Source organism: Pantoea sp. XY16 (assembly GCF_025153065.1).
Lineage (GTDB): Bacteria > Pseudomonadota > Gammaproteobacteria > Enterobacterales > Enterobacteriaceae > Pantoea > Pantoea alfalfae.
This window is the reverse complement of sequence record NZ_JANZNP010000003.1, coordinates 281,572-296,757: the sequence shown is the minus strand read 5'-3', so window position 1 is coordinate 296,757 and position 15,186 is coordinate 281,572. Positions and strand designations below refer to the sequence as shown.

The 15,186-nt window shown below is 60.3% G+C and carries 10 protein-coding genes; 1 reads left to right on the top strand and 9 read right to left on the bottom strand.

Going from position 1 to position 15,186, the window contains the following annotated elements:
* Positions 1–40: 40 nt before the first annotated feature.
* From N1689_RS04295 to N1689_RS04270, 6 genes are read right to left on the bottom strand one after another with little or no spacing between them, the layout of a single operon-like run.
* The gene (locus tag N1689_RS04295; RefSeq protein WP_260058050.1) at positions 41–838 is read right to left on the bottom strand and encodes an SDR family oxidoreductase; all 798 of its coding nucleotides are present in this window, start codon (positions 836–838) and stop codon (positions 41–43) included.
* An 11-nt stretch (positions 839–849) separates the two neighbouring features.
* Positions 850–1,917 (bottom strand): ABC transporter permease, encoded by a 1,068-nt coding sequence (locus tag N1689_RS04290; RefSeq protein WP_260058047.1) that lies wholly within the window; start codon positions 1,915–1,917, stop codon positions 850–852.
* Positions 1,918–1,955: 38 nt separating this feature from the next.
* Positions 1,956–3,488 carry a sugar ABC transporter ATP-binding protein gene (locus tag N1689_RS04285; protein WP_222924124.1) on the bottom strand — a complete coding sequence of 511 codons (1,533 nt, stop codon included), beginning with the start codon at positions 3,486–3,488 and terminating at the stop codon, positions 1,956–1,958.
* A gap of 10 nt (positions 3,489–3,498) precedes the next feature.
* Entirely contained in the window at positions 3,499–4,110 is a 612-nt protein-coding gene (locus tag N1689_RS04280; RefSeq protein WP_161735620.1) for a DUF2291 family protein, read from the bottom strand.
* 45 nt (positions 4,111–4,155) lie between these two features.
* A complete protein-coding gene (locus N1689_RS04275; RefSeq protein ID WP_222924126.1) occupies positions 4,156–5,091 on the bottom strand; it encodes a D-ribose ABC transporter substrate-binding protein in 936 nt (311 codons plus the stop codon).
* Positions 5,092–5,146: 55 nt separating this feature from the next.
* Positions 5,147–5,944: a GolD/DthD family dehydrogenase gene (locus N1689_RS04270; protein WP_161735616.1), complete on the bottom strand. Its 798-nt coding sequence runs from the start codon at positions 5,942–5,944 to the stop codon at positions 5,147–5,149.
* Between the two features lie 350 nt (positions 5,945–6,294).
* On the opposite strand from N1689_RS04270, the gene N1689_RS04265 reads away from it, so the two are divergent.
* Positions 6,295–7,107, top strand: coding sequence for a DeoR/GlpR family DNA-binding transcription regulator (locus tag N1689_RS04265; RefSeq protein ID WP_095707297.1), 813 nt, complete (start codon positions 6,295–6,297; stop codon positions 7,105–7,107).
* A 537-nt stretch (positions 7,108–7,644) separates the two neighbouring features.
* On the opposite strand, the gene cobA is transcribed toward N1689_RS04265, so the two are convergent.
* The 3 genes from cobA to nirB are packed head-to-tail and all read right to left on the bottom strand — an operon-like array spanning position 7,645 to position 15,184.
* Positions 7,645–8,505 (bottom strand): uroporphyrinogen-III C-methyltransferase, encoded by an 861-nt coding sequence (cobA, locus tag N1689_RS04260; RefSeq protein WP_253422143.1) that lies wholly within the window; start codon positions 8,503–8,505, stop codon positions 7,645–7,647.
* On the bottom strand, positions 8,505–11,123 hold the full coding sequence (locus tag N1689_RS04255; RefSeq protein ID WP_222924128.1) for a nitrate reductase: 2,619 nt from the start codon (positions 11,121–11,123) through the stop codon (positions 8,505–8,507). Before N1689_RS04255 ends, cobA begins: the two co-directional genes overlap by 1 nt.
* Entirely contained in the window at positions 11,120–15,184 is a 4,065-nt protein-coding gene (gene nirB, locus N1689_RS04250; RefSeq protein WP_260058045.1) for a nitrite reductase large subunit NirB, read from the bottom strand. Before nirB ends, N1689_RS04255 begins: the two co-directional genes overlap by 4 nt.
* Between the last annotated feature and the right edge of the window lie 2 nt (positions 15,185–15,186).

The following is a 15,186-nucleotide window of genomic DNA, read 5'->3' as shown; positions in this document are numbered from 1 at the left end:
AGGCCTGCTATGCAGCAGGCCTGGATCATCTCTGGCGTCATCAGGAGAAGATTAAGCCGCCATCGACATTAATAGTCTGTCCGGTGATATAGCGCGCATCTTCTGAAGCCAGAAACGCCACCAGCCCGGCCACATCCTCCGGCTGACCGGCACGCTTCAGCGGAATATTTTTCACCCACTCGGCCATCAACTCACCTTTGCCGTAGGTTTTCTCCTCGCTGCTGAGGATCTCGCCCCAGACGCGATCGTTGTAATCCCACATCTCACTCTCAATGATGCCGGGACAGAAGGCGTTGACCGTAATGTTCCACGGTGCCAGCTCCAGCGCCAGACTCTGAGTGATGCCGATGACCCCCATTTTGCTGGCGGCATAGTGCGGCGTGTAAATAAAGCCCTGCCGTCCCTGCCCCGATGAGGTGTTAATCAGACTGCCGCTGCCCTGCTTCACCATATATTTCGCGGCTTCACGACAGCAGAGCCAGACGGCGGTGGTGTTCACAGCCAGAATCCGCTCAAAGTCGCTTTTCGGCATGGTGTCGAAACGGTCAATGGTGATCACGCCCGCATTCTGAATCGAGACATCAATCTGTCCAAAGCGTTCAAAGGCCTGCTGATAGAGCTGCTGCACCGCCGCTTCATCCGTAACGTCGATCCGCAGCGCCAGAATCTCACTGCCGTACTGCTCTTGAAGCTGGTCAGCGGTGGCAAAGACCCGATCGGCATTCGACACCATCACCAGCCTGGCCCCGTCGCGGGCGAAACGCGCCGCGATCCCGGCACCGATGCCGCGACAGGCACCGGTAATCACCACTGTTTTTGCACGTTGTTCGCGGCTCATAATTGCTCCTGTTAACTGTGACGAACATCAGTGAGAGGCGCTGCCTGCTGCTTTTTTTCATGGCGACGCAGCAGCACCACTTTGCTTTGCAGACGCTGCTGGAACTGGTCGATCACGACAGCTGTGACAATCACCAGACCTTTAATTACCATCTGCCAGAAATCGCTGACGCCCATCATCACCATGCCATCCGCCAGGAAGACGATAACGAACGCGCCAATAATCGAGCCGGACACCCGCCCACGCCCGCCCGCCAGCGCCGTGCCGCCCAGCACGGTGGCACCAATGGCATCCATCTCAAACATGTTGCCGGTCATCGGATGCGCAGTCTGCAACTGAGAGGCCACCACCAGTCCGACAAGCCCCGCGCAGAGGCCGGAAAAGGCGTAGACAAAGACTTTCACCTTGATAATCGGCACGCCCGCCAGCCGCGCGGCGGACTCATTGCCGCCAATGGCGTAGATGTAACGACCCAGCGGGGTTTTGCGCGTCAGATAGAGGCCGAGCAGTAAAAAGCCGAGCATCAGCCAGATTGGCAGATAAACACCCATTACGGTGCCGGAGCCGAGCAGCGAAAAGCCGGTGTTGCCCAGCGCGGGCACTCCCACCAGGTTAGCGTAGGTGCCGCCGTCGTTGAACAGCAGTGCCGCCCCGCGCGCCACATACATCATGCCCAGGGTGCAGATAAAGGGGGCCACGCCCAGTCGGGTGATCACCGTGCCGTTAATCAGCCCCACCAGCACGCCAAAGATCGCCACCACCAGAATCACTTCAGGCACGTTGAGAAACAGCGTATTGCCGCCCCATAACGGAATGCCACTGGTCAGCAGCGCGCCCGCCACCATGCCGCAGATCCCCGCGACCGCGCCCACCGAGAGATCGATACCGCCGGTGAGGATCACCAGCGTCATGCCAATCGCCAGCAGTCCGGTAATGGCGACGTGCTGCGTCATAATCAGCAGGTTAGAGGGCGTCAGAAAGTTCGGCACCATCACGCTGAAGAAGCCGACTACAATCAGCAGCGCAATAAAGGTGCGCGCCTTGAGGAGGTACATATAGAGCAGGTATTTTTGGTTCATGACATTCTCCGGCCAGCTTAGCCCAATGGGTCAGGCGCTTAATCCTGCGGGGTTGATGCCGCGATCAGATGTTCTCTCGTTGCCGCTGCGCGGGGCAGATCGGCCGTTATCCGGCCATCGGCCATCACTAAAATGCGGTCCGCGAGCGCCATCACCTCATCCAGTTCAGACGATGAGAACATGACGGCCAGCCCCTGCTGAGCCAGATTGCCAATCAGGTGATAGACGTCGTTTTTGGCACCGACATCGATGCCGCGCGTCGGCTCATCCAGCAACACCACCTGCGGCCCGGTCATCAGCGCTTTACCCAGCACGACCTTCTGCTGATTACCCCCGCTTAGCGCCGTGACCGGCAGATCGGGATCGCTGACTTTGATCGCCAGATGGCCGATCATCTCATTGACCCGCTGCTGCTCCCGGCCGGGATTCAGCAGCCCCAGCGCCCGGCGAAAACCGCGCAGGCTGAAATCAGAGAGTGTCATGTTGGCGGTGATCGACATCAGTTCAATCACCCCTTCGCCTTTGCGATCTTCCGGCACCAGCGCGATGCCACTTTTCAGCCGCTGCTGGAAGCTGCGCTTTGCCAGATCCTTACCGGACAGCCGTACCCGGCCCGACTGACAGGGCATCAGGCCAATCAGCCCCTTAAACAGCTCGGTGCGCCCGGCACCCAGCAGACCATAAATGCCGATTACCTCGCCCTTGCGCAGGGTAAAACTGACCTCATTCAGCTTGTAGCCACCGTTCTGATGCAGCGCGGTCAGCCCCTCGACCTCCAGCACCGTTTCTCCTTGTGGCGCAGGCTGATAGTCGAACTGTTTTTTCTTATCGCCCACCATCTGGGCGATAATCCACGGCACGCTGGCGTCGCGCACCTCGCGCTCACTGATAAAACGGCCATCGCGAAAAATGGTGATGTGATCGCCTATCTCCATCAACTCTTCCAGCCGGTGTGAGATGTAGATAATGGTGACGCCGCGTCGCTTCAGCTGGTCGATGACATTGAACAGCACTTTGACTTCCGACTGACTCAGGGCACTGGTGGGTTCATCCATGATCAACACCCTGGTATCCTTCGACAGCGCTCTGGCAATCTCCACCAGTTGCTGATGCCCGATGCCCAACTCGCCCAGCGGTGCATAGGGATCGACATCGAGCTGCAGCCTTTGCAGCAGCGACTTCGCCAGCGCGTACTGATACTTCTCATTGATGACGCCGCGCTGGAAAAACTCGTTGGCGATAAAAATGTTGTCCATCACGTTCATGTTGGGAAACAGATTCAGCTCCTGAAAAATGATGCTGATCCCCTGCTTCTCCGCCTGATGGGTGGAGTTCAGCGACACCACCTTGCCATCCAGCAGAATCTCGCCCGACGACGGCGTTTCAACCCCGGCCAGCATCTTCATCATGGTGGACTTGCCGGCCCCGTTCTCCCCAATCAGGACATTCACTTTGTTGCGGTAGACCCGATAGCTGACCTGATCGAGCGCGGTCACGCCGGGATAGAGACGCGACACGTTGCGCGTTTCGATAATCACGTCGCCGGACGTTTGCGGTTGCGGATTTTGCATCTGCCGCTCCTTATTGCCGGGTGATGGCAGCCGGGGTGATATCCGGCAGCTGTTGCGGAATGTCCCAGCTGCTGAACACGCCGCTGACCATCACTTTGTCGCCCACTTTTGGCGCGAACTGTTGCATCAGGGCTGAGGCGTGCTGGTTAATCGCCTTACCGTAATCACCAAAAAGCACCTGATCGTTAAAGTCCTGATAACTCGCGCCTTTATAGACATCGCGCAGCGCCGTGCCCCGGATGATCGGTCCCACCTGAATAGTGACACTGTCACCTGATTCATCCTTTACGGTCATCTTTCCGCTGCGGGAAGTGGTATTGACAGCCGTTACCTGACCGCGAACGGAGACGCTGAAAATACAGGGGTTCTCAGCCTGACTGCGATAGCCGTAGGTCTGACAGGCGCTGTCAAAGTCTTTGGCAGACTGGAGCGACGTCATCAGCGCTGCCAGCGGTTTCGCCTCCGCCTGGACCTGCGGCACCAGCTTCTGTTGCCAGAGCTGGTCGATGTTGGCCATCTTCGGATTGGGGGGATTCTTCAGGTCAGCCAGCTCCTGCTGCGACACAATTTTGCAGCCGCTTAGCAGCATGACCACCAGCGTCAGCCAGACTCTTCGGGACATCTTCTTCTCCCTGGCGCCCGCTCGCGCAGGCGCGGCAGCGGTTAATTACGACTTGTAGTTAAAGTCCTGGACGCCTTTGGCGTTTTCCGGAGTAATCAGAATGCCGCGGAACATGACACGCTGTTTCTCCGGCTTCACGCCTTTCTGAATGAAGTTATCGAGATCGGTCACGCCTTCAGCGGCAATCGCCTGCGCCTGCAGCATCACCGTGGCTTTCAGCGTACCCGCTTTGACCGCATCGCGTTCGTCGTTGCTGCCATCAATCCCCACCACGATGACATCGTTGCGACCGGCTGCCTTGAGCGCCGCAATGGCACCCAGCGCGACCGGACCGTTACCACAGATCACGCCTTTCACATCCGGGTGCGCCTGCAGGATGCTGTCCATAATGCGCTTGCCATCGATCAGGGTGCCTTTGGCATCCTGACGCGCCACGCTCTGCATATCGGGATACTGATCCAGCACCTGATGGAACGATTTAGAACGGGTCACGCAGTTGTTGTCGGCCAGGTTACAGGCCAGCTCGGCGTATTTGCCCTTTTCCCCCATCTTTTCGACAAAGACGTTGGCCACATCTGAACCCGCCTGGAAGTTGTTGTGGGTAATCTGCGCCAGCGCCACGTCATCTACCGGGATTTCACGGTTGATCAGCACCACCGGAATGCCGGCATCTTTGGCTTTTTTGATCGCCGCTACGCTGGCGGTGGAGTCGGCGTTATCCAGCACGATACCCTGCACTTTCTTACCGATAGCGGCATCGATCAGTTCGCTCTGCTTCTTCACATCTTCGCCGTGCGACAGCACCGTGGTTTTGTAGCCCAGCGACTGCGCTTTGAGGTTGGCCCCTTTGGCTTCGGAGGCGTAGTAAGGATTATCGAGTGAGTTAACCAGAATCATAATGGTGCCTTTTTCGGCGGCAAACGCCGCCTGAGAAACCAGACAGGCAGCCACGGCAGTACACAGCAGGGTACGGTTTTTCATGATGTTCTCTCTTATCGTTATGGCAGGGTATGAAGTCCCGGGTGTTGGGTTGGCCTTACCAGATGGTGAAGCCACCATCGATCATCAAATCTGCGCCGGTAATCATGTCGCTGCCGTTGCTGGCGAAGAACAGCACGGCGGCGGCGATCTCATCGGTATAGGCAAAGCGACCCAGCGGAATCAGCTTTTTCATCTGCTCGCCTTTCTCGCCGCGCCAGGCTTTCTCGCCCATCGGCGTGAGCACCACGGTGGGCGACAGGGTATTCACGTTGATGCGATGCGGAGCAAACTCTTTGGCCATCACTTTAGTCATGCCCAGCAGACCCGCTTTGGCGGAGGTGTAGGCGACATGATTGTCGATCGCGATGGACGCCGCCTGGGAGGCGATGTTAATAATCTTGCCGCCCGCACCGGCACGAATCATCAGCCGTGCGGCCGCCTGCGAGCAGAGGAAAGGGCCGGTAAGATTCACCGCGATCTGCTTCTGCCACTCAGCAAAATCAGTCTCAATCACCGGCTGCAGCATCACGTAGCCTGCGCAGTTGACCAGAATATCGATGCGGCCATAGTGGGAAACCACCGCGTCAAACGCCTTTTCCACCGACGCGGGATCGGTGACGTCACAGCAGACAAACTGTACCCGATCGGCCGCGAAGTCCGCCTGCAGACTGGCAACTTTCTCCGCTTCAAACGGCGGATAGAGCAGTGCCAGATGCGCGCCCTTCTCCAGCAGCATGCCATTGGTTGCCATGGCGATGCCGCCCAGCCCGCCGGTCACCACCGCCACCTTACCGGCCAGATTCATTGCAGTATCCACGCCGTAGCGCAGGTTTACGTCATATTCACCACTCATCCCACTCTTCCCCTGATTTTTGCTGATGCCGTTGACTCAATCATTTTCGAACAAAAATATAAGCTATCGAAAAGAAATGATATGTGGAGCAGATCAAATTTCGACCATCTGCTGTACAAAGCGGCTTATCTGATTGAAAAGACGTGATCTGGGTTCCAGTCCCGAAATAAAGCTGCTCTGCGGCAATCGGGAAAGCCTGGGAGATTCAATAACCTGCTGATTATTTATTTTCGTTCGAAAATCACAGACCTGTCAGGTCATCTCGCATTCATAAAAATGGCGCGTTAAACTCAGCCACAGAGACCTTGTCCGCCCAAGCCATCAGGTTACTGAAAAAGGGAGCATTTCGATTGAAAAGCAAAAGTGAGCAGTTCGCTGACATGCAGCAACGCCGCGAGAAAATTCTGGAGATGATCCGTGAGGATGGTACGGTCACGGTCAAAGCGCTGACCGAGACCTTTGGACTGACTGAAGCCACATTACGCAGCGACCTGCGCATGCTGCAAAAACAGGGGTTTGTGCAGCGCTACCACGGTGGCGCAACGCTGATGACGGGCAAGCAGAATACCGGCGCGATGCTGCTGGAGCGGCAGACCCATCTGGAAGAGAAAGAGGCGATTGGCCGACTGGCGGCGCAGCATATCGAAAATGGCGACACGGTGATTTTCGATTCCGGCACCACCACCACGGCGATTACCGACGCCATCAGCCACATCCGCCGTTTGTCCGTGGTGACCACGGCAGTCAATATCGCCCTGAAACTGGGCGGCGAGCCGGGGATCAATATCCTGCTGACCGGCGGCACCTTTAAGTTTCCGACGCTCTCCACCTCGGGCGAGAAAGCGGCCAGCTTTTTCGAAAATGTGCTGGCCGAAAAACTCTTTCTGGCCACCGCCTGCATCTCACCGCGTCTGGGCCTGAGCTTCCCCAGCGAAACGGACATCAAGGTAAAACTGGCGATGATCAAATCTGCCAGCACGGTTTACGTGGTGGCAGACTCCAGCAAAATCGACAAGGTGTCCATGTTCGCGCTGCCCTGTGACTGGAGCAACATCCACTACCTGATTACCGACAGCGGCATCAGCGCCGCGCAGGTCAAAGCGTTTGAGGCCCTGGGCGTGAAAGTGCTGGTGGCTCCGCTGCCGCTGAAGCGGGCGATGTAATTGAACTTCCGTACCGAAGTGCCGTGAGTGATTCCAGAGCACGGAGAAACGAGAATTTCAGGCGCAGGAAAGCGCGGGCATGCCTGCAAACCATCAAAACCTCCACACTCATGCCAACCGTGCAGGAATGGCCTGCCTGAAAAAGCAAAGTGTGCGAGCCAGGGATGGCGAGCCCAGTCCGCAGGGAGGCGAAATTCCTTTGCGATCAGGCCGGTTTTTCCTGCACGACGCACCGTACTTCCACTCCATTGCAACAAATCTGCAAAACCCCTCACCCATGCCAGCCGTGCAGGAATGGCCTGCCTGAAAAGCAAAGTATGCGAGCCAGGGATGGCGAGCCCAGTCCGCAGGGATGCGGGATTCCTTTGCGATCAGGCAGGTTTTTCCTGCACGACGCACCGTATTTGCACTCCATTGCAACAAATCTACAAAATCCCTCACCCATGCCAGCCGTGCAGGAATGGCCTGCCTGAAAAGCAAAGTGTGCGAGCCAGGGATGGCGAGCCCAGTCCGCAGGGATGCGGGATTCCTTTGCGATCAGGCAGGTTTTCCCTGCACGACGCACCCTACTTCCTGCACATCGCTCCGGCTCACCGTCACATCATCCCGCACCTGCAAATCCGCCCGATAGAACCGCACGACCTCACCCACCACCAGCAGCGATGGCGAAACCGGCTTTTCCTGCGCCACCGTCTCCGCCAGCCCTCCCAGCGTGGTAATCAACACCCGCTGATCCGGCCGGGTGCCGTTCTCTATAATCGCCACCGGCGTCGCCGTATCCCGTCCCTGTGCCTGCAGCTGCGCACTGATCGACGCACTCCAGCTTAGCCCCATATAGAACACCAGCGTCTGATTCACCGCCGCCAGTGCGGCTGCATCCAGCTGCGGCTCGCCACGCCGGCCATGCCCGGTAATCAACCGCAGCGACTGCGCACAATCCCGATGCGTCAACGGAATCCCGCTGGCGGCCGCACAGCCCACCGCCGCCGTAATTCCCGGCACTACCTCACAGCGGATCCCGGCCTGTTGCAGACTCACCATCTCCTCGCCACCGCGCCCAAAAATAAAGGGATCGCCCCCTTTCAGCCGGATCACATTGCGCCCGCTGCGCGCCAGATCCCCCAGCAACTGATTAATCTGCGCCTGCTTCAGCCCGTGCTGACCCGGCTGCTTACCCACGTCAATGCTTAACGCGCTCTCCGGCACCTCCGCCATCACCGCTTCACTCACCAGCCGGTCATACACCACTACTTCAGCCCGCTGCAGCAACCGCAACGCCTTTACTGTCAGCAACTCCACATCGCCAGGGCCTGCGCCCACCAGCCACACCGCACCCTGCGGCTTTGCCACACCGACCGGGGCCAGTAACTTATCCAGAGAATTAATTGCTCGCGTCATCATTCCTCCACAACCACATCGGACAGCAAAAGCTGCTTCAGCTCCGGAATACAGGAGCCACACTGCGTGCCGCACTTCAGCTTCCGGCCAAGCGCCTGAGTGGTACGACATCCCTCCGCCACCGCCTGCAAAATCGTCTGTTCGCCTACCCCCATACAGCTACAGATAATCCGGCCTGCCGCGCTGCCCTGCATCGCCTGACCCGCCAGCACGCTGTGCCGCCCGGCAGCATCCTGCGGCGCATCCGCAAAGGCCGCCGCGACAAATGCGCTATCCAGCGATGGCAACGCGCTACCGGCATAAAACGCCAGCTGCAACTCACCGTCGCGCCATGCCAGCAACCGGTAATCACAACCGCTGCCGGAGGCGACCTGCAGGTCATAACCTGACAAATCAACCTGTCCGGCCAGCCACGCCTGCGGCACTCCCTCGCCCGCGACCGCATAGCGCTGCGCCGCCGGATAGGGCGTACGCGACCAGTAGCGCAAGCCTGCGGGCTGCGTCATTCCACGCTGCCACAGCCAGCCCTGCCAGCTCACCGTCAGCGGCAGAATCCGCACCGGCGTCTGCTTCAGCGCGGGTTGCCCTGAAAACGGACAGGCGCGGGCGGCGACCAGCATATCGACGTGACTCTGCTGGCTGAACTGCCGGTTCCAGTGCATCGGCACAAACAGCTCGCCGCGCCGCATCCCGCTATCACCCCGTACCCGTACAGTGATCCAGCCCTGTACTGACTGCACCCGCGCCAGCCCACCCGCCGTCACGCCATACTGCACGGCATCAGCGGGATGCAGCGCCACAAACGGCTCATCACAATGCTGCATCAGACGCGGCACCAGCCCGGTGCGCGTCATGGTATGCCATTGATCGCGCACCCGACCGCTGTTCATCAATAGCGGATAAGCCGCATCACGCGGGGTTAAGGCAGGCGTAGCCGGGACACGCAGCCGGGCTTTCCCGTCCTCGTGGAAAAAGCGGCGATCGCCAAACAACCGCGCACAGCCCTGCGGATGAGCAGCATTAACCGGCCACTGAACCGGACGCAGCGCATCCCATGCAGCCTGGCTCAACGGCGCCAGCCCGCTGATATCAAACGCCCGCTGACCGTCGTTCTCAAACCCCGACAGCGCCGCATGTTCGCAGAAAATCTCCGACGGATGCTGCCAGTTAAAGCCCTCTCGGAACCCTAGTCGCTGCGCCACCTGCGCCAGCAGCCACCAGTCAGGCCGGGCATCCCCCGGCGCGGCGGCAAAGGCGCGCTGACGCGAAATACGCCGCTCTGAGTTCGTCACGGTGCCGTTCTTCTCGCCCCAGCCCTGGGCGGGCAGCAGAATATCGGCAAAGGCGCTGGTGTCGGTCTGCGCCATCACATCCGAGACAATGACCAGCGGACACGCCGCCAGCGCCTGCGCCACGCGGTTGCCTTCCGGCATTGACACCGCCGGATTGGTGCCCATAATCCACACTGCTTTCACCTCACCTTCCGCAATTGCCCTGAAGAGATCCAGCGCGGTCAGTCCCGGCTGGCGGGCCATCGACGGGCTGCGCCAGAAACGCTGCACCCGATCGCAGTCCGCTTCCGTAAAACTCATGTGCGCCGCCAGCTGATTCGCCAGGCCACCCACTTCGCGTCCGCCCATCGCATTTGGCTGTCCGGTCAGCGAAAAAGGCCCGCAGCCCGCACGGCCTATTTTGCCCGTCAGCAGATGCAGGTTAAGAATCGCCTGGTTATTGTCGCTGCCGGTGGCGGACTGATTAATCCCCATGCACCACAGCGTCAGCATCCGATCGTGCTGGCTGACCAGCCGGAAAAAGTGCGTCACCTGCTGTTCCGTTAAATCACAGGTCTCTGCAACCCGCGCGACATCCCACTGCGCGGCGGCCACCAGGGTTTCACCCACGCCATTCAGATGCGGCAACATGCTGGCATCCAGGCCATCGTGCTGCGCCAGCCAGTGCAGCAGACCGGAAAGCAGCGCCGCATCACTGCCAGGGCGCAGCGGCAGATGCAGATCGGCCTGGTCACAACTGGCCGTGCGGCGCGGATCAATCACCACAATGCGCATCGCCGGTCGCTGCTGCTTCGCCTGCATCAGCCGCTGCCAGACCACCGGATGCGCCCAGGCGGCATTGGACCCTACCAGCAGTACCAGATCCGCCTGTTCCAGATCGTCGTAACAGCAGGGCACCGCATCCGCCCCCAGCGCCCGCTTATAGCCGACCACCGCCGACGCCATGCAGAGCCGGGAATTCGTATCGATGTTGGCGGCACCGATATAGCCCTTCATCAGCTTGTTGGCGACGTAGTAATCCTCGGTGAGCAGCTGCCCGGAGCCATAAAACGCCACTGCCTGCGGACCATATTGATCGATTACCGCGCGCAATCCTGCCGCCGCCGCATCCAGCGCCGCATCAAGGCTGACCGGCTGGCCGTTAACCTGAGCGGTAAGAAGACGCCCCTGTGGCGTCAGCGTCTCGCCCAGCGCCGCGCCCTTAACGCACAACCGGCCTGCGTTAGCGGGATGATGCGCATCGCCGATCACCGTTGCCTGATGATTACCCTGCGGCGTGACGCAGACGCCACAGCCGACGCCGCAATAGGGACAGGTGCTGTTCATGATGCCTGCGCCAGCCGATTTTGCGGACGGTTTGCCAGCCAGATCTGCCCCGCTTCCAGCTTCACCGGCCAGCAGCGCAGCTGATGCTGCGGATTATCCAGACTCTGCCCGTCACGCAGCCGTACCCGCTGCTTGTAGAGCGGAGAGATCACCACCGGCTCGCCGCCGACATCGCCCAGAATCCCGCGCGACAGCACGCTGGCGTCGCTGCCGGGTTCACGATCTTCCAGCGCATAGAGCGCATCGCCAAAGCGGAACAGGGCAACACGCTCGCTGCCGAGTCGCGCCCCGATCCCGGCTTCGGGCGGAATCGCCTCCAGTGCGCAGACTGCGCTCCACGGCTCGGCGGGCAGCTGTAGCAGCGGACGCGCAGCCACGGATTCAGGCTGACGCTGACCGCGTACCCGGCTGTAGTGCAGGGTTTCATCGGGCTGCTCGCTGTTGATCGTCGGCGTAAACAACGCACGTCGCGATGGGTCCGCCAGCGTGGTCTGCCACTCGCACTGCCAGGCGTCAACCACCCGCTGCATCTCCTGCTCCAGCGTTGCACCCAGCCCAAGGCTGTCCTCAATCACCACCTGACGCAGGTAATCGAGACCGCCTTCCAGATTGTCCAGCCAGACGCTGGTGCGTTGCAGACGATCCGCAGTACGGATATAGAACATCAGCAGACGATCGACATAGCGCAGCAGCGTGGCATCGTCGAGGTCGCTGGCAAACAGATCGGCGTGCCGCGGCTTCATGCCGCCGTTGCCGCAGACATAGAGGTTCCAGCCCTTTTCAGTGGCGATCACGCCGATATCTTTACTCTGCGCTTCCGCACACTCGCGAGTACAGCCCGAGACCGCCATCTTGATTTTATGTGGGGCGCGAAGTCCCTTGTAGCGGTTCTCCAGCGTGATGGCGAAGGCGGTCGAGTCCTGCACGCCGTAGCGGCACCAGGTGGATCCGACACAGGATTTCACGGTGCGCAGCGACTTGCCGTAGGCGTGACCGGTTTCAAAACCGGCCTCAAGCAGCGTCTGCCAGATAGCGGGCAGCTGATCGAGCCGCGCGCCAAACAGGTCGATACGCTGCCCGCCGGTGATTTTGGTGTAAAGGTCATAACGCGCTGCCACTTCACCAATGGCGATCAGCCCCTGTGGCGTAATTTCACCCGCCGGGACACGCGGCACTACCGAATAGGTGCCATCTTTCTGGATGTTGGCGAAGTAGCGGTCATTCGTATCCTGTAACGGCAGGTGCGCCGGTTTCAGCAGATAGTCATTCCAGCAGGAGGCAAGAATCGACCCCACCAGCGGCTTGCACACTTCACAGCCCTGACCCTTACCGTGTGAGGCTAGCAGCGCATCAAATGTTCTGAACTCACCCGCCCGCACCAGGTGATAAAGCTCCTGCCGTGAATAACTGAAGTGGTCGCAGACATCTTTTTTCACCTCGACGCCGAGCGTTTCCAGCTGAAACTCCATCACCTGTTTCACCAGTGCCACACAACCGCCGCAACCAGTGGCTGCTTTGGTGCAGCTCTTGATGCTACTCATCTCACCGCATCCGCCTTTCACCGCTGCGCAGATGTCGCCTTTGCTGACGTTGTGACAGGAGCAGACCTGTGCGCTGTCGGGCAATGCCGCGACGCCCGGCGCTTTTGGCGCACCGGCCAGCGCAGGCAGGATCAGGCTCTCCGGCGCGGCAGGCAGCGGCAGGTCGTTGAGCATCATCTGCAGCAGCGTGGCGTAATCGCTGCTGTCGCCGACCAGTACGCCGCCCAGCAGTCGTGTGCAATCAGCACTGACCACGATTTTTTTGTAAACGCCTTTTGGCCCGTCGGTCCAGTGATAGTGCTGACTGCCCTGGGTGCGGCCATGGGCATCACCGAACGACGCCACCTCCACGCCCAGCAGTTTCAGCTTAGTGCTCATGTCCGCGCCGCTGAAGGCGGCAGGTTCAGCCGCCAGATGTCCGGCCAGCACCCGTGCCATCTGATATCCTGGCGCGACAAGGCCAAAAATCTGGCCGTTCCACATCGCGCATTCCCCAATGGCAAACACATCGTCATCGCTGGTCTGGCAGCGATCGTTAATCTCAATGCCGCCGCGCGGTCCCAGCGTCAGGCCCGCTTCACGCGCCAGCTCATCGCGCGGACGGATACCGGCGGAGAACAGCACCAGATCGCCGGGTAAACTGCTGCCGTCGGCAAAGCGCAGTACCACGCTGCCATCGGGCTGCTGCTCGATCAGCTCGGTCTGTTTTGAGGTGTGGACGGTGACGCCCAGCGCGTCGATCTTCTGGCGCAGCATCAGCGCCCCGCCCTCATCAAGCTGCACCGCCATCAGGCGCGGCGCAAACTCCACCACGTGCGTTTCAAGCCCGAGCTGCCGCAGCGCATTCGCCGCCTCCAGACCCAGCAGGCCGCCGCCAATGACGATACCGCGCTGGCTATGGCGGGCGCAGGCGGCAATGGCATCAAGATCGTCCAGCGTGCGGTAGACAAAGCAGCGGTCGCCATCGTGGCCCGGCACCGGCGGGACGAATGCGCGTGAGCCGGTCGCCAGCACCAGCTTATCCCACGCCAGTTCACTGCCCGCGCTGTCACGCAGGCTGCGCTGCTGGCGATCGATGGCCACAACCGTGCAGCCACTGCGCAGTTCGATACCGTGCCGGACAAAGAAGTCCGCGCCGACCAGCGACAGATCGCCGGCCGTTTTGCCATTGAAATAGTCCGACAGATGCACGCGATCGTAGGCCTGCTGACGCTCCTCGCCGTAAACCACGACGTGATAGTGCTGATGCAGTTCGCGGGCAACCAGCTGCTCAAGAAAGTGGTGACTGACCATGCCGTGACCAATCACGGCTAAAACCGGTTTACTCATCTCAGGACTCTCAGCAGCCTGCGGCTGCGGTTCAGGTTGATGGTGATCGAACAGGGTATCGAGCGTGACAGGTTCGGCACGCTGCAGACGTTCAAGCCACGCCGCACCCTGCCGGGTATCGCCAGAGAGCAGCACGCCACAGAGGCGGCCCTGACGGAGAAAAAGGCGGCGATAGTCGCCGGAGATCGGATCAAAACTGCTGATGGATGGCGCCTCACTGACATCACCGGCGCTGAACAGCGAAATGCCGCTAACCTTAAGCCGCGTCGCCAGCGGCTCACTGACGAAATCCGCCAGCGGCGATCCCGCCAGCTGCGCCGCCAGAATCTCTGCCTGCGCCAGGCAGGGCGCGACCAGGCCAAAGGTTTCGCCCGCGATTTCACAGCACTCGCCCACGGCGTAAACATCGGGAATGGCGCTGCGCAGCTGACCATCAACCATAATCCCGCGCTGACACGGCAGACCCGCCGCCAGCGCCAGCTTCACCGCAGGCTGAACACCGATGGCAATCACGACCTGCGTGGCGGCGCAGTGACGCCCGCAGGTCAGCGTTACGCCCGCCTCGTCAATCGCCGTGAGTCCACTGCTGAGTTCGCAGCGAATGCTGCGCTGCGCTAATGCCGTCAGCAACAGCTCGCCCGCTTTGGCATCCAGCTGGCGGTCCAGCAGCCAGGGTTTGTGGTGCACCAGCGTGACCTCACGGCCACGGGCGCGGAGTGCCGCCGCCGCTTCAATGCCGAGAAAACCGCCGCCCAGAATCACCACCGGCCCCTGGCCCGTCAGCAGTTGCCGGACGTCGGCGATGCTGCGAAAACCGAGTACGTGGCGGGCATCAATACCGGGAATCGCGGGCAGACGAGGCTGTGAACCGGTGGCAAACACCAGCCGATCCCAGCCGAGCTGGCGCTGATCGGTCTGCACCGTACGCGCGGCCAGATCGACCTGCTGCACGGTTTCCCCGGTCAGCAGCGTGACGCCATGCCGCTGATACCAGTCGCGATCGTGGATCAGGGTTTCACCAAAGGACTTTTCACCGGCCAGCACCGGCGACAGCAGCACGCGGTTGTAGTTGCCGTGCGGCTCGCGGCCAATGACCGTAATGGCGTAGCGCAGCGGCGCACGCTGCAGCAGGCTCTCCACCATCTGCATCCCCGCCATGCCATTACCTATCACCAGCAACCGTTGCCTCATGG

Bases quoted from the DNA above. Each gene is read 5' to 3' on its own strand.
- N1689_RS04295 (WP_260058050.1), bottom strand. From the start codon at position 838: ATGAGCCGCGAACAACGTGCAAAAACAGTGGTGATTACCGGTGCCTGT.
- N1689_RS04280 (WP_161735620.1), bottom strand. From the start codon at position 4,110: ATGTCCCGAAGAGTCTGGCTGACGCTGGTGGTCATGCTGCTAAGCGGC.
- N1689_RS04275 (WP_222924126.1), bottom strand. From the start codon at position 5,091: ATGAAAAACCGTACCCTGCTGTGTACTGCCGTGGCTGCCTGTCTGGTT.
- cobA (WP_253422143.1), bottom strand. From the start codon at position 8,505: ATGACGCGAGCAATTAATTCTCTGGATAAGTTACTGGCCCCGGTCGGT.
- N1689_RS04285 (WP_222924124.1), bottom strand. From the start codon at position 3,488: ATGCAAAATCCGCAACCGCAAACGTCCGGCGACGTGATTATCGAAACG.
- N1689_RS04270 (WP_161735616.1), bottom strand. From the start codon at position 5,944: ATGAGTGGTGAATATGACGTAAACCTGCGCTACGGCGTGGATACTGCA.
- nirB (WP_260058045.1), bottom strand. From the start codon at position 15,184: ATGAGGCAACGGTTGCTGGTGATAGGTAATGGCATGGCGGGGATGCAG.
- N1689_RS04255 (WP_222924128.1), bottom strand. From the start codon at position 11,123: ATGAACAGCACCTGTCCCTATTGCGGCGTCGGCTGTGGCGTCTGCGTC.
- N1689_RS04290 (WP_260058047.1), bottom strand. From the start codon at position 1,917: ATGAACCAAAAATACCTGCTCTATATGTACCTCCTCAAGGCGCGCACC.